Source organism: Micromonospora sp. CNZ299 (assembly GCF_002754415.1).
On sequence record NZ_PEFG01000001.1, the window covers coordinates 1,997,860 to 2,017,488 of the forward strand.

Here is a 19,629-nt window from a genome sequence, read left to right on the forward strand (position 1 = left end):
CGTCGCGTCGGTCTCGGGCTAGGAGCGGGTGCACCGGATCCGGTAAGTCACCGAGGCCGGCCACGCCCGCCGACTCCAGGTCGATGACCGGAAGTGCTGTCAGAGTCGACAGCGCTGGTCATCCGCGGGGACCTTCAGATCGATGAGGTAGGTGGCGAAGGCGGCGTTGACGCAAGGGTTGACCCCATCCTGCGCGACGGTGTGCCGTGCACCCTCGACGGTGAGCACGGTGCCGTCGATCTCGTCGGCCAGGACCTTGCCGGCCGCGTAGGGGGTGGCCGGGTCGCCGGTGACGGAGATGATCAGGGTGTCGGGCAGGCCCTTGACGTCCTGGGCGTAGGGAATGCCGAGGCTGGGCTCGCCGGGCCAAGCTTCGCACGCATCCCGGGTGACTCCGTCCACCTTCTCGCCGCTTGCCACGTACGGGCTGGTCCTGTTGATGTCGGCGCGCAGTCGGGCTTCCTCCTCAGGGGTGCGGCGTACCTCGTCATTGCAGTTGATGGCGAGGTTGGCCTCGAGGAAGTTGGTCCACGCGCCGGAGGCCTCCCGGCCGCCGAACAGGTCGCCCACCTTCAGGATCTGCGTTCCGTCACCCTGCTTGAGCTCGGTGAGGCCCTTGATGAGCACGGGCCAGACCTCGGGTTGGTAGAGGCCGGCGGTGATGCCGCCGACGGCCTGGGTGAAGTTCAGCGTGCGCCCCTTGCCTGCTGCGACGGGCTTGTCGATCAGTGGCTGGACCAGCTTCTGGAAGACCGCCGTGGCCTGGGCCGGGTCCGTACCCAACGGGCAGTCCAAGCTGGCGGCGCAGGAGGCCGCCAGCTTCTCGAAGTTCTGCTGGAAGCCGGCCTGCTGGGTGATCCGCCGCTGCGGGTTCTTCAGGGTGGGGTCCGTCACCCCGTCCAGCGCCAGCGCCCGCACGTTCTTGCCGAACATCTCGGCGTAGACGGCGCCGAGTCGGGTGCCGTAGCTCTGCCCCGCGAAGGTCAACTTCTCGTCACCGAGGGCTGAGCGCAGGACGTCCAGGTCCCGGGCGGCGTTGCGGGTGCCGACCGCGGACAGAATCTCCGTCCCGCCCGAGCCCTTCGCGCAGCGCTCCGCCAGGCGCCGGGTGTCCTCCTCGCTCCACTGCCCCGAGGAGGCCAGCAGTGTGGTCTGGTCCTCGCCACGATCGCGTTCGGCGTCGGTGAAACAGTCGATCGCGGGCGTTGACGACCCGACCCCGCGCGGATCGAACCCCACCACATCGAACCGTTGCAGCAGCGGGCTCTTCGCATGCGCGGCACTGAAGCTCGTCGCCTGAGTCATGCCCGAGCCGCCCGGGCCACCCGGGTTGAGCACCAGTGATCCGATGCGCTGCCCGGGTTCCCCCTGCGCGGCGAGCCGGAGCACCGCGACCTGAATGGTCCTGCCCTTCGGGTCCTGGTAGTCCAGCGGCACCTTCAGCCGGGCGCACTCGAAGGGCTCGACGTAGAGCTTCTTCTGCGCCGGGGTGACGGTGTAATCCGCGCACGAGCCGAACGACAGCTTCTGCCCGTAGTAGGCCTCCAGCCCGGCTGGGGATGGCTGCGGCTCGGACTCCGCCGAGGTCGGGGTGCTGGTGCAGGCCGCCACCAACGCGAGCACCGCCGTCGCCGCGGCAGCAGCACCGACGCGGCGGGTGTTGTGCCGAGTAGCAGGTGGACAGGACCGGTCCACGGGCCGGCTGGGTCCGAACAAGACCATGGGAGCCTCCGAAATCGATTCGTGCAACAAAGTGCACGTTCCACGAGACACCCGGCCGTAGCGGCACACTCAACTCCATGGGGGTGTGATTTTGTCGCTGAATTCCGGAAATGCTCTGCGATCTCGCCCGGGACGTCTGTCGACAAAACGGCAACTCCGGATCTTCCACAGAAGACCTGCCCGCCCCATTTGACTGTGCCCCGAGGGCACAGGTTCGTATGGGTCCGAGCCCGCTTAGTGCGGGTCGGACAGGAGGCGAGAATGTTGCGAAGAACTGGAATGGCCCTGGTGGGGACGCTGGGACTGGTCGGCGCCCTGGTCGCGGTGATCCCGGCGACGGCCGGGGAATCTGCAGCGGGGAAGCCTGCGGCAGGGCTGACCTGGGCGGCGTGCCCGGACGACGTGGTGGTGCCGCCGACGGTGCAACTGCCGGTGCAGTGCGCGAAGGTGCCGGTTCCGTTGGACTACGACGACCCGGGCGGCACCCAGATCGAGATCATGGTGTCGCGGATCGCCAGCACGAAGCCGGAGAAGCGACGCGGCGTGCTGATGCTCAACCCGGGCGGGCCGGGTGGCACTGGGCTGGACCAGCCGGGGTTCCTGGTCTCGAAGGGGATGCCGACCGGCGTCACGGACGCCTACGACCTGATCGGCATGGACACCCGGGGCGTCGGGCACTCGACGCCGGTGAGCTGTGGTTTCACCGCCGACGACGCCTACTGGGCCAACATCCCGCCGTACGCGCCCGACGACGCGGCCGTTACCCGGCAGGCGGAGATCGCCAAGGACGTCGCCGAGCGGTGCGCGGCCAACGACACCGAGGGGCGGTTGCGCCACCTGAGCACCGCGAACATGGCCCGTGACCTGGACCGAATTCGCGCCGCGCTCGGCGAGAAGAAGGGCAACTACTACGGGGCGTCCTACGGCTCCGCACTGGGTGCCGCCTACACCTCGATGTTCCCGGCAACCACGGACCGGGTCGTGCTGGACAGCATCGTCGGCGACACCCACCTCGACCAGGCCGGACTGCGCCGGTTCGCGCTCGGCATGGAGGAGACGTTCCCCGACTTCGCCGAGTGGGCGGCGGCGCGGCACGAGTCCTACGGGTTGGGCCGCACCCCGCAGCAGGTGCGCCGGACCTACCTCGCCATCGCCGAACGGCTCGACAAGATGCCCACCCCCGACGGGCTCACCGGTCCACTCTTCCGGCAGATCACCTTCGGCTTTCTCTACAACGAGATCCAGTACCCGAGCCTCGCGCAGATCTGGCAGACCTACCTGAACCCAGGCGAGGCGCCGCGGGCGAAGGCAGCGACCGCACCCAACCCGCAGGACAACGCCCTCACCGTGTTCCTCGCCGTCACCTGCAACGACGTCGAGTGGCCCGAGGACGTGGACACCTACCGGCGGGCCGTCGCGCAGGACCGCAAGCGGTTCCCGCTGTTCGGCGCGGCCAGCGCCAACATCACCCCGTGCGCCTTCTGGAAGCAGGAGCCGACCGAGCCGCCCGTCGCAGTGAACGACAAGGGGCCGCGCAACGTGCTGATCCTGCAGAACCGGCACGACCCGGTCACGCCGCTCGCGGGTGGCAAGTTGCTGCGGGAGAAGTTCGAGAAGCGGTCCCGTCTGGTCACCGTCAACGAGAGCGGACACGGCGTCTACGTCCTCGGCGGTAACGCCTGCGCGTTGAACCTCACCACGTCGTACCTGGTCGACGGCAAGATGCCGGCCGGCGACCGGACCTGCCGGCGCGGCTGACGTTGACTGTGCCCCAGGGGCACGGTGTGCGATGGCGGCATGCGGAACAAGGGCGGCTGGAGCACGCGTGAGCTGGCCGAGATCGCCGGGACCACGCTGAGGACCGTCCGGCACTACCACCGGATCGGTTTGCTGGAGGAGCCCGGGCGGGCGGCCAACGGCTACAAGCAGTACCGGATTCGACACCTCATCCGACTGCTGCGGATCCGACGCCTGGTGGATCTGGGCGTGCCCCTGGCCGACATCGCCGCTATGGACAACTCGGCCGAGGGCGCGGAACGGACGTTCCGCGCCCTCGACGCCGAACTGGCGGCCAGTATCGAGCGTCAGCAGCGGATCCGCGAGGAACTGGCCGGGATCCTGCGGCACCCCGACCGCGTCGACCTGCCGCCAGGCTTCGGCCACCTCGCCGGCAACCTCTCCGAGGACGAACGGGCCTTCCTGCTCGTCTGCTCACGGGTCTTCGAGCCGTCGGTGCTGAACACACTGCGCAAGACGCGCACCGTGGCCCCCACCGCGGCCGAGAAGGACCTCGGCGCCCTGACCGAGGACGCGAGCGAGGGGACCCGGCAGCGCCTGGCCGAGCGGCTCGCCCCCGAAATCGACCGCAACCGGCAGAAATACCCACGGCTGCGGGAGTTGGCGGAGCAGAGTGCGGCGGGCCAGGAGCCACGCAACTGGTCGGTCTTCCTCCACGCGGTCGTCGAACTGTACGAGCCCGCGCAGATCGACGTCCTGCAACGCGCCAACGTCATCCTCGACCGGGACGATTTCGCTGAGTGAACCTGCCCGTCCACGAGGCGACCGGCTCGTAGACCCGTGAGGTCGACCACACCCGTGTCGTGCGGGCTTGAGTGTGCCGCTGGGGCATGGCTGCTAATTGTCCCGATGCTTACCGACGAGGAAGAACCGAGCGCGACGCCGGGGCGCCATCGCGGGTCCGCCCGCCCTGACGACGCTGAACAGGCCACCAGTTCCACCATCCTGAGCCAGACGGGCGGCGTTGCCGGGTTCGCCTACTCGACTGTTCCGGTGATCGTGTTCGTGACGGCGAACGCGTTCCTGCCGCTCCCTGTCGCCATCGGCGTCGCCGTCGCGACCGGGCTGGCGTTGTTCATCTTCCGGCTGCTGCGGGGAGAGCGCTTCGTTTCCGCGATCGGGAGCCTGCTCGGGGTGGCAGTGGCTGCCGGAATCGTCCTGTGGACCGGCTCCGCGCGGGACTTCTTCGTGATCGGCATCTGGGCGTCGCTGGCCGGCTTCGTCGTCACGCTCGCATCGGTGCTGGCCCGTCGGCCGTTGACCGGTGTCGTCTGGAACGCCGTACACGGTGGAACGCATGCGTGGCGGTCCGACCGCGCCGTGCGGGTGGCGCACGATGTCGCGACCCTCGCCGCGGCGTCGGTGTTCGGATCGCGGTTCGCGATCCAGCAGTGGCTCTACCTGACGGACAGCACCGGCGGGTTGGGCATCGCCCGGGTCGTCATGGGCACCCCGCTCACCGTGCTGGCCGCGCTGGTCATCGTGTGGGCCTTCCGCCGCAGCACGGGACGCCTCATCCGGACCAACCCATGACGGGATGCCCGCCCACCGGCGCCCGCCTTCGGCGGCACCGATGCGTCGCCTGGCGCGGCGACGAACGACCTGGAAAGGCATGAAGATGGCCCTCTACGAAATGGCGATGCAGGTGGTTCCCGTCCTGTTGATCGCACTGTTCATCGATACCCGCAGCACCGAACGGCAGACCAGCGGCGCGATGCGACGCTGGACGGACGTGCAGGACAGGGTCTACGCCGCGCTCGGCGTCGTCGCGTTCATGGCGTCGATGCTCGTCGTGGCGGACATCGTCGCCGCCGGACGCGTCCCGGCGGCGATCGTCATAGCCACTCTCAGCGGCTGCATGGCCATGCTGTACGTCCGGATCCTGCAACGCTTCGCCCGTGACCGCGGTCGGCAGCACGACCAGGTGTCGGGCCACCGGTGACTTCGCGGCACCGGCCGAGGTCACCCGCCACCAGCGGACCGGACAATCAGTGGTGCGGTTCGGTGAGCAGCCGGTTGGTGCGCCGGAGGACGTCCAGCTGTGCGGGGTTGTAGAGCTCCGCGAGGGCCTTGCCGACGGCCTGCTGGACGTAGCGCGCGCTGTACCGGGTGCCGGCGTTCGTGATCTTCGCTCCGGGGTGCTCCGCTTCCAGGGCGCGTACGTAGGGGGCCAGGTCCCGGGCCACGGCGGCGCGGGTCTGCTCGTCGGCGTCGGGGGGAAGCGTGTTGAACCGCTCGGCGACCGGGTCGGTGACGGGCTTGCGCAGCATGTCCGTCCAGGCCCGCATGGTTTCGACGCCCAAAACCCGGGTCAGCACGACGACGAACGACCGGTCGGCCTGCGGCATTTCTGCCACGACGTCGGCTGCGGCGAAGCCGGATGGTAGTTCCGCCGGTGTGGGCTGTCGCAGGATGACGCCGAGTTCGAGGCGGGCGCGTTGCAGGCGTTCGATGGTGGCCGCGAGTTCGGCGTCCAGGGCGCGCAGCGCCTCCTCCGGATGACCGTCGATGTCATCCATCGTCGCGATCTGAGACAGCGAGAACCCCAGGTCCGTCAAACGCCTGATGCGCAGGATCCGGACGAGGTGATCCACCCCGTACTGCTTGTAGCCGTTGGCGTGCCGGTGCGGTTCCGCCAGCAGGCCGATGTCGTGGTAGTGGCGCACCGCTCGCAGGGTGGTGCCGGCCAGTTGGGCGATCTCCCGAGTGCTCCAGCCCATTGCGTACCTCCGTTCGACGGCAGTTCCTCGGTGCCCTGGCACCGCCCGGCTCCGGTGGAGACCACGCCGGGGTGGCATGGTCCAGCCTGTTCCCGCATCGCCGAGGTCAGTCTGCTGTCGGGGCGGAAACCTGCCACAGGGCACTGACCGGCATGGCGCGGAGTCTGTCGCCGAACGGCAGCGTGGAGGTGCCGGTATAGAGGACGATGCCGGCGATGAAGTCGTCACCCAGGCGGTCGGCGAGTCGGCGTAGCCCGCGGAAGTCGTCGGGCCCGACAGTGGTGGCTGCTTTGACTTCGATCCCGACCACCTGGCCGGTTCTGTTCTCCAGCACCGCGTCGACTTCGTACCTGCTCTGGTCGCGGTAGTGGGACAGGTCGACGAACTGCTTGGACCAGGTGAGCTGCCGGGACAACTCGGACAGGACAAATGATTCGAGCAGCGGGCCGAACGGTGCGCCCGGCCGGAGCAGTGCCCGGGCGTCGGTCGCGATTTCGTTGGCGGCGATGCCTGAGTCGACGAAGATCAGTTTTGGCGCGGCGGTGGCGCGGGTGCCCAGGTTGCGGGACCAGCCGGGGATCCGTTTGATCAGGAAGATTTCTTCCAGGGCTTGGAGGTAGCGGGCGATCGTCGGCCGGCTTAGTCCGAGGGCGGATTCGAGGGAGTTTGCGGCGATGATGGTCGCGGATCTGGCCGAGAGGAGGCGTACCAGCCGGCGTAGCTCGCCTTTGTGCTGGATGTCGGACAGCTGCCGGACGTCGCGGTCGATGAGGGCCTGGACGTAGGCGTCGAGGAATCGTTGGCGGCGGCGCGGGTCGGTTCGGGTGGTGGCCTCGGGTAGGCCGCCGCGCACGATTCGGGCCGCGTAGTCGGCGCGGGTCACGTCCGACTCGTGTCGCAGGTCCGCGCCGAGCGTGAAGACGGCGTCGATGAATCCGTCCGGCGCTGCGTCGAGTTCGCCTTGGGAGAACGGCCAGAGTTCGACGGTCTCCATCCGGCCGGGCAGCGCGTCCGGCGCAGCCACCATGCCGAACAGCCGAGATGAGCCTGTGAGCAGGTACCGGCCAGGACGGGGATCCTCGTCAACGGCGGCCTTGATGGCCAACAGGAGCTCTGGAGCGCGCTGGATCTCGTCGATGACCAGGAGTTCGGAGGAGTCCACGAACCCGACCGGATCGGCGATCGCCGCCGCCCGGTCCTGAGCCCGATCAAGATCGCGGCGCTCGGCCAGAAGATCGCCGGCAACAAGGCGGACCAGGGTGCTCTTGCCTGCTTGGCGTGCGCCGCTGATCAAAACGACGCGGGTGTCTGCCAGAGCAGCGTTGACCTGTGCGGCGGCGCGGCGGGGGATCAGGTGCGAGGTGGGCACGGGGTTATGGTAGCGGCCGGGTTTTCGATTTGCGAGGACCTCCGCTTTCGATTTGCGGCAGCGGGCGCGTTCGGTACGCGGTCATCTGATGTTCGATCTGCGGGCCACGCGGGCGAGGCGGTTCGTGGAGGAGGTCCACGGCTACGTCGCGTTGCTGCGGGTTGCGGCGAGGTCGGGGAAGGCTTCCTCCCAGCGCTGGCGGAGCTGGGAGGAAGCCAGAGGGTGGGGCCAGAGCCGCCGGAGGAGGTCGGCATCGAGCCAGGTGTTCAGATCCTCGACCGTGGCGGCTTCGGTGAGCACCACTTGTACATGCTGGCCAGGCGCGCGGTCCGGTTCAGGTTGTACTCGGCGCGCCCGGACCAGTCGAGGTGACGCGAAGCGACACCGTGCCCTCGGTTGGGCCGTGCAGTTCGGCAAGCGTTCCGGCCGCCCACGTAGGGCCTCCGGCCACCGTAGGGCCGGTAGTCCGCCGACGGCTGGGGTGATGTCCGGCGCCGGCTGATGTTGGTCGCCCGCCGGACCTCTGGTCGAAGCGCCCGACGGATCGTCTCCCGGCTGTACCCGGTGACCCGCTGCAGATCCACCGGCCGCCAACCGGCCGCGTGAAACGCCCGGAGTTGCTCGTCCCGCTCGGTCAACGCGGCCGCGCGCGTCGCCTCATACCTGGAGACAACCCGTGCAACTCATCCTCGGCGAACCGGCCCATGCCCGTAGGCTCCTACGCTAGGCCAAGCATGCTTGGCCTCTTTGTCGAATCGCGGTCGACCGACCCGCCGCATGGCAGCGGGTCGACGAACTCATCGCCACGAAGAAACCCCGCGAGTACGACAGCGCCGTTCAACTCCTCGTTGACCTAAAAGCTCGGGCTGTGGCCCTGGGCTGGGAGAACGGCGGTCCGGGGAACGTGGGTGAACGTGGGCCACTCCCTGGCACCCCAGGTGAACCCCCAGGTCGCTAGACTAGGCCCTCGCGCCCCCGTAGCTCAGGGGATAGAGCATCGGTTTCCTAAACCGTGTGTCGCAGGTTCGAATCCTGCCGGGGGCACTTCAATACGCAGTCGAAACGCCACCTGAGCTGCGCATATAAATGCTGTTCAATTGGAACAGATGTGCAGCCGCAGGCCGCCGGAAGCCGCCGTTGTCGTAGGTCGCGGAACGGGAGCGGAATGACCTTGAAGGCATCCGACCAGGTCAGTCGACACAACCGAGGCAAGATCCGGAACGGCGACCGTCACACGGGCCATGCCATCCCGGTCAGAGCCTCAGAGATCCTGTCGTTGACGGTGGCCTCCGCGCCGTCGATGCACTTGGCGTAGACCTTCAGCAGTACGTCCACGGAGTGTCCGGCCCGGTCGGCTACCTCGGTTGCCGGTACACCAGTGTTGAGCCACAGCGACACGGCGGCGTGCCGCAGGTCGTACGGCCGACCAGCCAGCGGAGAGTCAACCTGGCGCGGCGTCAGAGCTAGCCGACGTGCCTCTTCCCACACGCGTGAGTAGGTTGAGGCCGCAACGACGTTGCCCCGCTCACTTTGGAATAGCCGGCCATCCTTGGTGACGCCAAATCGTCCGATGTGGGCGCGCAGGATCGCCACGAGCGCGGGTGGGATTGGCACGCCGCGCGGCTCGTCCTCGGCACGGTGCTTCAGCCCTCGGTCGTCATGGACCTGGCTGCTGTCGGTCCACCGCTTGCCCGCCTGGGGTCGACTCTTGGCCAGCGTCAGCCGACCCCATCCCGTCTCGGGAAGGTCGCAGTCCTGCTCTCGCAGCGCCAATGCCTCTGCCGGACGGAGCGCGGCGCGGCTTCCATCTGCAGCCCTGCGAATTTCTCATTGGATGCAACCTCCGGAGCCGGAACCTGCGTGACTATCCCCGACTGGGGAATCGGAGGCATCGGATGAGCGATCGTGACGCCGCATTCGCGGCGTACTTCGCGGCGCGATCAGACGCCATGCGCGGGACCGCCTACCTGTTGTGTGGCGACTGGCATCGGGCGGAGGACCTGGTCCAGTCCACGTTCACGAAGCTCTACATGGCCTGGAATCGCACATCTCGGCATGAAGTACTCGACGCGTACGTGCGGCAGATCCTGTTGCGGACCTTCCTCGATGAGCGGCGACGTGGCTGGTGGCGACAGGAACGCGTCACCAGCGAGGCAGTGGAACAGGCCGTGACTGCGGACTCGCCGGAAGAACGGCTTGTCTTGCTGCGGGCGCTAGCGGGCGTACCTCCTCGCCAGCGGGCCGTGTTGGTCCTGCGGTACTGGGAGGACCTGTCCGTCGAAGAGACCGCGTCGCTGCTGGGGTGCTCGCCTGGAACGGTGAAAAGCCAGGCTGCGCGGGGGCTAGAAACGCTGCGCCGGGTGCTGGCACCGACTTTGGCTACTAACAGGGAGGGAATCAATGAATGAGGACGAGTTTCGAGGAGCGCTACGCGACGTCATGGCGACCACGAGCCCTCCCCCACCGATGAGTGCAGCGGACACGCTCGTTGCTGGTCGCCGCGCCCGGTTCCGACGCCGTGTCGTCTCGTTCTGCGCCGGGTCGGCGACAGCGGTCGTGCTGGTCGCCGCCGTCGGGTTCACCGGCGTGCTGGGCAGCGGAAGTAGCTACCGTCCGGCGGGTACCGAGCCGCCCTCCAACAGCGCGGCGGATCCGAGGGCGACCACGCCGCCCGGTGCCGTGAGGTGCACACCGGCATCCTGTCCGCACCTGGGATCGCCGGACCTGCCGCAGGAGGAGTGGGACGCACGCAATAACCGGGCACGGGAGATGCTCAACAATCTCATTGCCGCCCTGCCCGCCGGGTACACCGTGGTGAGAGACGACCCGCTGAATCCGCTTGATCCGAAGGCGTTTTCGTTAGGGTTCTACCAGGCGTACTTCAACGTACGCCAAGGGAAGCAGACCGGGCTGGTGATGGTCGAGGTGCACACCCCGCAGTCTCCAATTGGAAACCGGTGGCAGGGTAACGGCTGCGACCTGGCGCTGGAGATCTGGCCCCACCCCCGCGGAACATGCCAGCTGGTGACCGCCAGCCAAGCGAAGGTAGGGGTGGCGCAAGCCCGCTGGAACGAGGACCCCCCGCGATTCGCCCAGTGGGCCGGGTACCGGCACCCGGACGGGGTACTGGTCAAGGTCGCCCAGATCTCGAGGCCCGACAGATACTGGACGGCACCGCCGGAGCTGAAGAAGCTGCCGTTCACCGCCCAGCAACTCGCCGACCTCGCCGTCAGCGACCGGTTCCACGTCGACGTCGATTGAAACCCCACACGACGGGTGGAGACGGATCTATGCATCCACCCGTCGTGTGGGGTTCCTGCCTAAAGCCGCGTTTGTGCGCCTTCCTCGTCGCGCTGCCGTCACCGTTATCCTTTACTCCAATTCGGCGAACTTGCTGGACGATTCGGCCACGATCGCCTGCGATGTCGGTATGTGCGTGCTGGCCGGCTTCGAGCCGCCGGCGGTGCGTAGGCACCGGATTACGACGACTCCGAGAGAGAAGCGGCCTGGATCACCAGCGAAAGGGCTGTCGACTGCAACGCCGCTGTAAGTCGGCACGCTGACAAGCCCCAGCACGGACGAAGTTCCGGCATGTAGCGGCTGTCCGACGGGTGCAGACGCGACGCGCGAAGCTTGTAATCAACTAGTCTGGCCGTGTAGCAAAATTCGGAACATGCGCGGAATCATCAGGCGCACCAGCCGGGAATCATTCCAAATACGTCCTGGTAGGACGCTAGGCAGCGCAGGCGGCGCTAGTTTCTTCCTAAACCGTGTGGCGCAGGTTCGAATCCTGCCGGGGGCACCTCGAAGATCCGCCGAAGACCATTGGCCGGATACGTCACCGCGCGAAGCCCCATCCGGCTCGGGCGGATCACCAGTGGTGGACGAGATTCAGGGCCAGCGCCGCCACCGAGGTGGAGAAGAACACCGCCCATCCCACGAGCTGGCGGGAACTTACCCGCAGGTGCGCGATGAGCGCGCCGACGAAGTACAACACGAGGCCGGCGGCGGCGAGTGTCCCCAGTAGTGGCACGGCGAACCCGGCCAGGAGCCCCAACGCACCGGCTGCCAACGCCGTGCCCAACCTCGGCATCCAGGCCCGTGGGAGGCGCTTCATGTCCATCTGGGCCTTCGGGTAGTCGTGGCCGATCAGGTAGGTGACGGCGGCGACGCCGGTGAAGACCGAGGCGAGGATGGTGACCGTGACATAAGCGGCGTACATGTGCCCTCCCTTGTGGTTTGTGCTGCCTCAAGGACGGGCTGGTCCAACGGATTGTTACCGGTGGCGCTGTGAGCTGGGGCACAGACAATGGCGGGTGGGCTGCGGGTATCCCGCAGCCCACCAGCCGACCGGTCAGAGGAACTTGTACATCTCCTCGGACGCCGCCTCGGTCTCGCTGGCGGGCGGCGCGTCCACCGTGACGGGCTTGCCGAAGTCGCTCATGCGCATCTCGGTGACGAGGTCACCCAGCTTCTTGGTGGCGATCGTGTAGGAGAGCGCGGTGAGGCGCCCGTCGGCGTCGAGAGTCGCCTCGAACGGGACCGCCTTCGGGTCCTTCGCCAGCTTGGCGGTCGACTCGAGGCCCTCCCGCATCCCGGCTTCGCTGCTGGCCGCCTCGGCGGCCTTCTCCAGGTCGGCGACGCCGGTGTACCGACCGCCGCCCACCTCCTGGGCGGACACGACGCCGCCGATGAGGCCGGTCTGCGACTTCAGGTCGAAGGACTGGCGCAAGGAGCTGTTCGGCCTGAGCTTGGTGAGGTCGATCTTCATCCACGGCTTCTCGCCGTCGAGCGAGTCCGACTTGAGGTAGGCGGCATCCCCGATCAGCCGCGCCTCGATCGGTTCCGGGGCCTTGCCGGTCAAGTGCAGCGTGCGGGCGGCAGGGTCCATCTTTCCGCTCATGGTGATCGACTGGTTGCCGGCCTTGACTGAGGCATCCATGGTGAGCGGGCCGGCGAGGCTGCGGTCCATGCCCTGCTTGACGGCGGCGGTCGGCTCGACCTTGGACGCTGCGGGCGCGGCGGAGGACGATGACGCCGCCGGGTCGCCGGAATTGGTGCCGCAGCCGCTGACGAGGGTCACGGCGAGGGCAATCGAGAGGGCTGGGATCAGTCGACGCATAGACGTGACCCTAACGGGCGAGCGCTACCGATATTGCCCGAGTGCCGCCGCCGAGACCAGGCCAGCGGGTGGCTCAGACCGCCGGTAGCTGCTCGGCTCGGGTGATCACCTGGTCGATGAGGCCGTACTCCCGGGCCTGCTCGGCGGTGAACCAGCGGTCCCGGTCCCAGTCGCGCTGGATCTCGTCCAGCGTCCGTCCGCTGTGCTGGGCGGTCAGCTCCTGCATCGTCCGCTTCACGTGCAGCATGTTCTCCGCCTGGATGGTGATGTCCGAGGCGGTCCCGCCCATTCCACCGGAGGGCTGGTGCATCATGATCCGCGAGTGCGGCAGCGCGTACCGCTTGCCGGCCGCCCCCGCGCACAGCAGGAACTGCCCCATCGAGCCGGCGAAGCCGAGCGCCAGGGTGGCCACATCGTTGCGGACGTAGCGCATCGTGTCGTAGACCGCCATTCCCGCGCTGACCGACCCGCCCGGCGAGTTGATGTAGAGGTAGATGTCCGATTTGGCGTCCTCGGCGGCGAGCAGCAGGATCTGCGCGCAGATCTGGTTGGCCGACTCCTCCGTCACCTCGGTGCCGAGGAAGACGATGCGTTCGCGCAGCAGCCGCTCGAACACCTGGTCACCGAAGGACGCCTGCGGGCCGTCCAGCATCCGTACGCCGTACTCGATCATGTGCCGCCGCCTCACGGTGCCGGCGGGCGATGGGACCGCCCGGGGGACCGGCGCCTTCAGCGTGCGCGCGGCGGCGGTGGCGAGCCCAGTGATTCTGCCGCCGGCAGATCCGCCGACGGCAGAACCCACGCGGCCTACGCGGCGGTCAGCCGCCGCAGGCCCAGCCGGGTCTGTGCGCTGTCAGCCAGGGCGGCGGTACGCGGACCGGGGCGCGAGCCACCAGCGGAGGCTTTTCCGGCGACGCTGAGGGCCGGCTCGCTCGCCACCGGCCCGTGGTGCAGGACGAACCCGCCGATACGTGGACCCACCAGCAGGGTGGCGTTGCCGATCTCGCGTCGGGTCGCATCGAACCGCTCCAGGTGGGTGAGCGCGGCGCGCGGCGCGGCCGGGAGGCGGGGCTCGACCCGACGCATATCGTCGCGGGCCTCGCCGAGCAGGTCGGCGAGGCTGATGCCGAGCGCTCGGCAGATCGCCGCCAGCACCTCCGACGAGGCCTCCTTCCGGCCCCGCTCGACCTCCGAGAGGTAGGGCACCGAGACGTCGGCCGATGCAGCCACCTCGCGCAGCGTGCGGCCCTGACGCTGCCGGTGGCGGCGTAGCACTCCGCCGATGACTCGTCGCAGCAACGACATGCCGGCCTCACTTTCGCGGTCGTCGTCGGGAACACCCTCATCATGCCCGTCCCGGGCCGTCCAGGTTGTCCGCGAGCGACCCGGACGTGCGAAGCGGGCCGTAACCGCTATGTTGTGGGCGTGCAGGCGACGGTGGCGGGGCAGGTTCGACGGTGATCCATTTCCCCGCGCAGCGCCGGGGCCCGCTGAGCGCGCTGAGCCTACGGCTCGCCGCCGCCCTGGGCCTGGTCTTCGCCGTGGTCGCTGCCGTCTACCTGGGCCGGGACGGCTACCGCGACGTCAACGGGGACGGCCTCACCCTGCTCGACTGCTTCTACTACGCGGTCGTGTCGCTCTCCACCACCGGCTACGGCGACATCGCCCCGGCTTCGCCGTCGGCCCGGCTGGTCAACGTCCTCTTCATCACCCCCGCCCGGGTGATTTTCCTTATCATCCTGGTCGGCACCACCCTGGAAGTTCTGACCGAGCAGTACCGGACCGGCCGTCGCCTGTCGCGGTGGAGGAGAAGCGTGAAGGACCACGTCATCATCTGCGGCTACGGCACCAAGGGGCGCAGCGCTGTCTCCGCCCTGATGGAGAACGGTCTGGACCGGTCGCGGATCGTGGTGGTGGAGCGCAGCGCCGCCGCCCTGCGGCAGGCCACCTCCGCCGGGCTGGTGGCGATCGAGGGCTCGGCGACCCGATCGTCAGTGCTGAACGAGGCGCACGTCAAGAACGCGAAGGCCGTGATCATCGCGACCGACAGCGACGACGCCTCGGTGCTGGTCGCGCTGACGGTACGGCAGCTCACCGCCGGGCAGGTCCGGATCATCGCGGCGGCGCGGGAGGCGGAGAACGCCCCGCTGCTCAAGCAGAGCGGCGCGCACCACGTGATCGTCTCCTCGGCCACCGCGGGCCGGCTGCTCGGTCTGTCCACCTCGGCCCCGCCGTTGATCGACGTGGTGGAGGATCTGCTCACCCCGGGTCAGGGCATGGCGTTGGCGATGCGCTCGGCCGAGCGGAGCGAGGTGGGTCGCTCGCCGCGCGAGCTGGAGTCACTGGTGATCGCCCTGGTGCGGCGGGGCAAGGTGGTCAGCCTGGCCGACCGGGCCGGTGCCGTTATCGAGACCGGCGACATGCTCGTGCACGTACGCGACGACCGCCCGCAGTCGGCGACGACCGCCTGATCCTCCGGCCGCCGCCGTCAGCAGTTGTCGACGTCGGCGCGGAGCGCTTCGGTGCAGATGACCGGTGTCGCGGAGACGGCCCGCCGGAGCAGCTCGTAGAGCGTCTCCCGTTCGGCGGGTCCCAGTGCGGTCAGCACCTCGTCCTCGGCGCCAGCTAGGGCGCATTCGGCCTCTTTGAGGTGTTTCGCACCGTCTTCGGTCAACTCGACGACGTGCCGTCGGCGGTCCTCCGGTGAGCGGCGACGCTCGACCAGGTGCTTCGCTTCCAGGTCGTTGAGCAGCCCGACGATGTTCGTGCTGTCCATTTCCAGGGTGCTGGCGAGCGCCTGCTGACTGCTGCCGCCGCCGTCCCGCAGCACGGTGAGCGCGACCAGGTGCCGTGGTCGCAGGCCCAGTGGCGCCAGCACCGACTCCGACCGCAGGCGCATCCGCCGGGCCAGGTGGTCTAGGAGCGCGCCCGAGCGGTGCTCCGAGGGATCTGGGGCCAGGGCGGACATGTGACCCAGTCTACCGAGCGATTGGAACATCTGCCTGCTATAAATAGTTGGCGCTACACAGACGATCCTTGGAGGGGGAATCATGCATCTTCTGCATATTGACTCGAGCATCCGCGGTGAGTGGTCGATCAGCCGGCGGCTCACCGCCCGCGCGGTCGCCGCATGGCGTGCGGCCCACCCGGACGGCACGGTGGACTACCGGGACCTGGGCGCCGAGCCGCTGCCGCACCTGGACGCGGACGGCGGGCTGGCTCGGATGACGCCGCCGGACCAGCACACCCCGGCCCAGCGCGAGTCCTGGGAGCTCAGCGGGCGGCTGGTCGACGAGGTGAAGCGGGCCGACGTGGTGCTGCTCGGCCTGCCGCTCTACAACTACGGCGCGCCCAGCAGCGTCAAGTCCTGGGTCGACCACCTGATCGTCGCCGGCCTCACTTACGACCCGACGACGCAGGAGGGCCTGCTCGGTGGACGCGAGTTCGTGGTGCTGGCCAGCCGGGGTGGCGGCTACGGCGAGGGCACCCCGCGCCACGGCTGGGACCACGCGGAGCAGTGGCTCCCGCACGGCCTGTCGATGACCGGCCTGGAGCCGCGCTTCATTCATGCCGAGCTGACCCTGGCGCCCTCGGTGCCGGCGATGGCCGAGCTGATCCCGCTGCACGAGGCGAGCCTCGCGGCGGCGGAGAAGCAGATCGACAACCTCTGGGTGCCGGCCTCCGCCCAGCGCTGAACAACCGGCGCCGAGCATGACGAACGGCCGCCCCCGAAACGGGGACGGCCGTTCGTCATGCCGTACGGGTCAGAGGATGGTCCATGTGTCGCCACTGCCCAGCAGGCTGGCGAGCTGCTGCTCGGGAGTTTCGGTGACAGTCGCCTTGGCGGCCGCGAGCTGACTCTGCACCACGCTGTCGTAGGACGGCCGGTCCACCGAGCGGAACACACCGATCGGGGTGTTGCGCAGGTCGAGACCGGGCAGCCGGGACAGCGCGAACGCGTACGCCGGGTCGGCCACCGTCGCGTCGTGCACGACGATCTCATCCGGGCGGACCGAGCTGGTCTCCCGGACCTCCAGGCCGAAGCCACCCGGCGGGTGCACCACGCAGAACTGCCCGTCGGCCCCGAAGGTGATCGGTTGGCCGTGCTCCAGGCGGATCAGGTAGTCGTCCCGCGTGGACGGGTCCTTGAGCTGCTCGAATGCCCCATCGTTGAAGATGTTGCAGTTCTGGTAGATCTCCACGAACGCCGAACCCTCGTGCTCGGCGGCGGCCCGCAGCACCGACTGGAGGTGCTTACGGTCCGAGTCGATGGTCCGGCCGACGAAGCTGGCCTCCGCGCCGAGCGCGAGCGAGAGCGGGTTGAACGGGGCGTCCGCCGAGCCGGCCGGGGTCGACTTGGTGACCTTGCCGACCTCGGAGGTGGGCGAATACTGACCCTTGGTCAGACCGTAGATCCGGTTGTTGAACAGCAGGATCTTGAGGTTGACGTTGCGCCGCAACGCGTGGATCAGGTGGTTGCCGCCGATGGAGAGCGCGTCGCCGTCGCCGGTGACCACCCAGACCGACAGGTCGGGCCGGGACACCGACAGGCCGGTCGCGATCGCCGGGGCGCGGCCGTGGATCGAGTGCATCCCGTACGTGTTCATGTAGTACGGGAAGCGCGACGAGCAGCCGATCCCGGAGACGAAGACCGTGCGCTCCCGGGGGATGTTCAGCTCCGGCATGAACTGCTGGATGGCCGCCAGGATCGCGTAGTCACCGCAGCCGGGGCACCAGCGCACCTCCTGGTCGGACTTGAAGTCCTTCGCGGTGAGCTTGAGGGCGACGGGCTCAGACATTCTTCAGCACCTCTTCCAGCGTCGTCTCCAGCTCGGCGGCCGTGAACGGCAGGCCGCGGACCTGGTTGTAGCTGATCGCGTCGACCAGGTAGCGCGCCCGGATGACGTGGGCGAGCTGACCCAGGTTCATCTCCGGGATGACCACCTTGTCGTACGAGCGCAGCACCTCACCGAGGTTGGCCGGCATCGGGGCGAGGTGCCGCAGGTGCGCCTGGGCGATGGACAGCCCACGCTGGCGCACCCCGCGGCAGGCCGCGCCGATCGGCCCGTACGTCGAGCCCCAGCCGAGGACCAGCACCCGGGCGTCGCCGTCCGGGTCCTCCACCTCGATGTCGGGCACCGGAATCGTCTCGATCCGGGCCGCCCGGGTCCGCACCATGAAGTCGTGGTTGGCCGGGTCGTACGAGATGTCGCCGGTCTTGTCGGCCTTTTCCAAGCCGCCGATCCGGTGCTCAAGCCCGGCGGTGCCGGGGATCGCCCACGGGCGGGCCAGGGTCTCCGGGTCGCGCAGGTAGGGCAGGAAGGTGGTGCCGTCGTCGCCGTTGGGCTTGGTGGCGAACTCGACCCGCAGGTCGGGCAGCGACTCCACGTCGGGCAGCAGCCACGGCTCCGAACCGTTGGCGACGTAGTTGTCGGACAGCAGGATCACCGGAGTGCGGTAGGTCAGCGCGATCCGGGCCGCCTCCAGCGCCGCGAAGAAGCAGTCCGACGGTGACCGGGGCGCGATCACCGCGACGGGCGCCTCGCCGTGCCGGCCGTAGAGCGCCATGTTGAGGTCGGCCTGCTCGGTCTTGGTCGGCATGCCGGTCGACGGGCCCGCGCGCTGCACGTCCACGATCACCAGCGGCAGCTCCAATGCCACCGCGAGCGAGATCGTCTCGCTCTTGAGCGCCACACCGGGGCCGCTGGTGGTGGTCACGCCGAGCGAGCCGCCGTACGACGCGCCCAGCGCTGCGCCGACCGCGGCGATCTCGTCCTCGGCCTGCACTGTGAGAACGCCGAAGCGCTTGTGCTTGCTCAGCTCGTGCAGGATGTCGGAGGCGGGCGTGATCGGGTATGCGCCGAGGAAGACCGGCAGCCCGGACCGGACCCCGGCGGCGACCAGCCCCAGCGAGAGCGCCGCGTTGCCGGTGATGTTGCGGTAGGTGCCCGGCTTCATCTTCGCCGGCTTGACCTCGTAGCGGACCGCGAAGTCCTCGGTCGTCTCGCCGAAGTTCCAGCCGGCCTTGAAGGCGGCGACGTTCGCCGCGACCAGCTCCGGACGGGCCGCGAACTTGCGCTCCAGGAAGCGCAGCGTCGACTCGAAGGGCCGGGAGTACATCCAGGAGAGCAGGCCGAGGGCGAACATGTTCTTCGACCGCTCGGCGTCCTTCTTGGACACCTGGTACGTGGCGAGCGCACCGACCGTCATCGAGGTCAGCGCCACCGGGTGCACGACGTAGCCGGCCAGCGAGTCGTCGTCCAGGGGGCTGGCCTGGTAGCCGACCTTGGCGAGGTTGCGCTTGGTGAACTCGTCGGTGTTGACGATGATGTCCGCGCCGCGCGGCAGGTCGGCCAGGTTGGCCTTGAGCGCCGCCGGGTTCATCGCCACCAGCACGTTGGGCGCGTCGCCCGGTGTGAGGATGTCGTAGTCGGCGAAGTGCACCTGGAAGCTCGACACACCGGGCAGGGTGCCGGCGGGAGCCCGGATCTCGGCGGGGAAGTTTGGCAGCGTGGAGATGTCGTTGCCGAGCTGCGCCGTCTCCGAGGTGAACCGGTCGCCGGTCAGCTGCATGCCGTCGCCGGAGTCACCGGCGAATCGGATGACCACCCGGTCGAGCTGACGGATCTGCTTGGTCACTGTGCCACCTTCGTTCGCGACTGCGGGGCTCGCAGAAACTCGCCATGCCCGGCCACGGAACCTCCTTGACGCAACGTGTCACCGCACCGCCCCAGGCTGGTCCGGCCGCTGTCGTACCTCACCTGAGAGCCTACGTCTAAGGGAGCCCTAACCATCCCCGGAGGTCCGCCGACTGGGACCCCTAACCGCTGCGGATTGCTCCGGTTTGCGGTGTTACGCCCCGCCCGCCGTAATTCAGATCACCACCGGATCACCACGGC

General features: G+C 68.7%; 20 protein-coding genes and 1 tRNA gene. 9 read left to right on the top strand and 12 right to left on the bottom strand.

Annotation, left to right across the window (positions count from 1 at the left end):
* Window positions 1-99 precede the first annotated feature (99 nt).
* Window positions 100-1,722, bottom strand: coding sequence for an alpha/beta hydrolase (locus tag CLT68_RS09595; RefSeq protein WP_099850245.1), 1,623 nt, complete (start codon window positions 1,720-1,722; stop codon window positions 100-102).
* 261 nt (window positions 1,723-1,983) lie between these two features.
* Between CLT68_RS09595 and CLT68_RS09600 the strand changes: the two genes are divergently transcribed.
* From CLT68_RS09600 to CLT68_RS09615, 4 genes are all read left to right on the top strand, one after another.
* The gene (locus CLT68_RS09600) at window positions 1,984-3,480 is read left to right on the top strand and encodes an alpha/beta hydrolase (protein WP_199177013.1); all 1,497 of its coding nucleotides are present in this window, start codon (window positions 1,984-1,986) and stop codon (window positions 3,478-3,480) included.
* Window positions 3,481-3,519: 39 nt separating this feature from the next.
* Window positions 3,520-4,263, top strand: a complete 744-nt coding sequence (locus CLT68_RS09605; RefSeq protein ID WP_099850247.1) for a MerR family transcriptional regulator — start codon at window positions 3,520-3,522, stop codon at window positions 4,261-4,263.
* A 105-nt stretch (window positions 4,264-4,368) separates the two neighbouring features.
* Window positions 4,369-5,052 carry a DUF3159 domain-containing protein gene (locus CLT68_RS09610; RefSeq protein WP_099850249.1) on the top strand — a complete coding sequence of 228 codons (684 nt, stop codon included), beginning with the start codon at window positions 4,369-4,371 and terminating at the stop codon, window positions 5,050-5,052.
* A 40-nt stretch (window positions 5,053-5,092) separates the two neighbouring features.
* A complete protein-coding gene (locus CLT68_RS09615) occupies window positions 5,093-5,461 on the top strand; it encodes a type 1 periplasmic-binding domain-containing protein (RefSeq protein WP_143743154.1) in 369 nt (122 codons plus the stop codon).
* 46 nt (window positions 5,462-5,507) lie between these two features.
* On the opposite strand, the gene CLT68_RS09620 is transcribed toward CLT68_RS09615, so the two are convergent.
* The 3 genes from CLT68_RS09620 to CLT68_RS33735 form a co-directional block, all read right to left on the bottom strand.
* Window positions 5,508-6,239, bottom strand: a complete 732-nt coding sequence (locus tag CLT68_RS09620) for a MerR family transcriptional regulator (protein ID WP_099850253.1) — start codon at window positions 6,237-6,239, stop codon at window positions 5,508-5,510.
* Between the two features lie 106 nt (window positions 6,240-6,345).
* Entirely contained in the window at window positions 6,346-7,608 is a 1,263-nt protein-coding gene (locus CLT68_RS09625; RefSeq protein WP_099850255.1) for an ATP-binding protein, read from the bottom strand.
* Between the two features lie 141 nt (window positions 7,609-7,749).
* On the bottom strand, window positions 7,750-7,911 hold the full coding sequence (locus CLT68_RS33735; protein WP_486482122.1) for a hypothetical protein: 162 nt from the start codon (window positions 7,909-7,911) through the stop codon (window positions 7,750-7,752).
* Window positions 7,912-8,579: 668 nt separating this feature from the next.
* Here CLT68_RS33735 and CLT68_RS09635 point away from each other — a divergent pair.
* Window positions 8,580-8,652: transfer RNA gene (locus CLT68_RS09635), tRNA-Arg, on the top strand.
* Between the two features lie 186 nt (window positions 8,653-8,838).
* On the opposite strand, the gene CLT68_RS09640 is transcribed toward CLT68_RS09635, so the two are convergent.
* Window positions 8,839-9,381, bottom strand: a complete 543-nt coding sequence (locus tag CLT68_RS09640) for a hypothetical protein (protein ID WP_486482123.1) — start codon at window positions 9,379-9,381, stop codon at window positions 8,839-8,841.
* Between the two features lie 122 nt (window positions 9,382-9,503).
* Here CLT68_RS09640 and CLT68_RS09645 point away from each other — a divergent pair, with 122 nt between their 5' ends.
* Window positions 9,504-10,016, top strand: coding sequence for a SigE family RNA polymerase sigma factor (locus CLT68_RS09645; RefSeq protein WP_099850257.1), 513 nt, complete (start codon window positions 9,504-9,506; stop codon window positions 10,014-10,016).
* Window positions 10,017-10,164: 148 nt separating this feature from the next.
* On the top strand, window positions 10,165-10,869 hold the full coding sequence (locus CLT68_RS09650) for a hypothetical protein (protein ID WP_143743155.1): 705 nt from the start codon (window positions 10,165-10,167) through the stop codon (window positions 10,867-10,869).
* A 610-nt stretch (window positions 10,870-11,479) separates the two neighbouring features.
* Here CLT68_RS09650 and CLT68_RS09655 read toward each other — a convergent pair.
* The 4 genes from CLT68_RS09655 to CLT68_RS09670 form a co-directional block, all read right to left on the bottom strand.
* Window positions 11,480-11,830: a DoxX family protein gene (locus CLT68_RS09655; RefSeq protein ID WP_099850261.1), complete on the bottom strand. Its 351-nt coding sequence runs from the start codon at window positions 11,828-11,830 to the stop codon at window positions 11,480-11,482.
* Between the two features lie 132 nt (window positions 11,831-11,962).
* Window positions 11,963-12,730, bottom strand: coding sequence for a hypothetical protein (locus CLT68_RS09660; protein ID WP_143743156.1), 768 nt, complete (start codon window positions 12,728-12,730; stop codon window positions 11,963-11,965).
* Between the two features lie 73 nt (window positions 12,731-12,803).
* Window positions 12,804-13,403 (bottom strand): ClpP family protease, encoded by a 600-nt coding sequence (locus CLT68_RS09665; protein ID WP_088951348.1) that lies wholly within the window; start codon window positions 13,401-13,403, stop codon window positions 12,804-12,806.
* A 134-nt stretch (window positions 13,404-13,537) separates the two neighbouring features.
* Window positions 13,538-14,035, bottom strand: coding sequence for a helix-turn-helix domain-containing protein (locus CLT68_RS09670; protein ID WP_099850265.1), 498 nt, complete (start codon window positions 14,033-14,035; stop codon window positions 13,538-13,540).
* Window positions 14,036-14,187: 152 nt separating this feature from the next.
* Here CLT68_RS09670 and CLT68_RS09675 point away from each other — a divergent pair, with 152 nt between their 5' ends.
* Window positions 14,188-15,201 carry a potassium channel family protein gene (locus tag CLT68_RS09675; RefSeq protein ID WP_099850266.1) on the top strand — a complete coding sequence of 338 codons (1,014 nt, stop codon included), beginning with the start codon at window positions 14,188-14,190 and terminating at the stop codon, window positions 15,199-15,201.
* A 17-nt stretch (window positions 15,202-15,218) separates the two neighbouring features.
* On the opposite strand, the gene CLT68_RS09680 is transcribed toward CLT68_RS09675, so the two are convergent.
* Entirely contained in the window at window positions 15,219-15,698 is a 480-nt protein-coding gene (locus CLT68_RS09680; RefSeq protein ID WP_185755183.1) for a MarR family winged helix-turn-helix transcriptional regulator, read from the bottom strand.
* A gap of 82 nt (window positions 15,699-15,780) precedes the next feature.
* Here CLT68_RS09680 and CLT68_RS09685 point away from each other — a divergent pair, with 82 nt between their 5' ends.
* Window positions 15,781-16,425, top strand: a complete 645-nt coding sequence (locus CLT68_RS09685; protein WP_486482124.1) for an FMN-dependent NADH-azoreductase — start codon at window positions 15,781-15,783, stop codon at window positions 16,423-16,425.
* 69 nt (window positions 16,426-16,494) lie between these two features.
* Here CLT68_RS09685 and CLT68_RS09690 read toward each other — a convergent pair whose 3' ends face one another.
* Complete coding sequence (locus CLT68_RS09690; protein ID WP_099850271.1) at window positions 16,495-17,529, bottom strand: 2-oxoacid:ferredoxin oxidoreductase subunit beta; 1,035 nt, start codon at window positions 17,527-17,529, stop codon at window positions 16,495-16,497.
* Entirely contained in the window at window positions 17,522-19,369 is a 1,848-nt protein-coding gene (locus CLT68_RS09695) for a 2-oxoacid:acceptor oxidoreductase subunit alpha (RefSeq protein WP_099850273.1), read from the bottom strand. The genes CLT68_RS09690 and CLT68_RS09695 overlap by 8 nt, the downstream gene beginning before the upstream one ends.
* Between the last annotated feature and the right edge of the window lie 260 nt (window positions 19,370-19,629).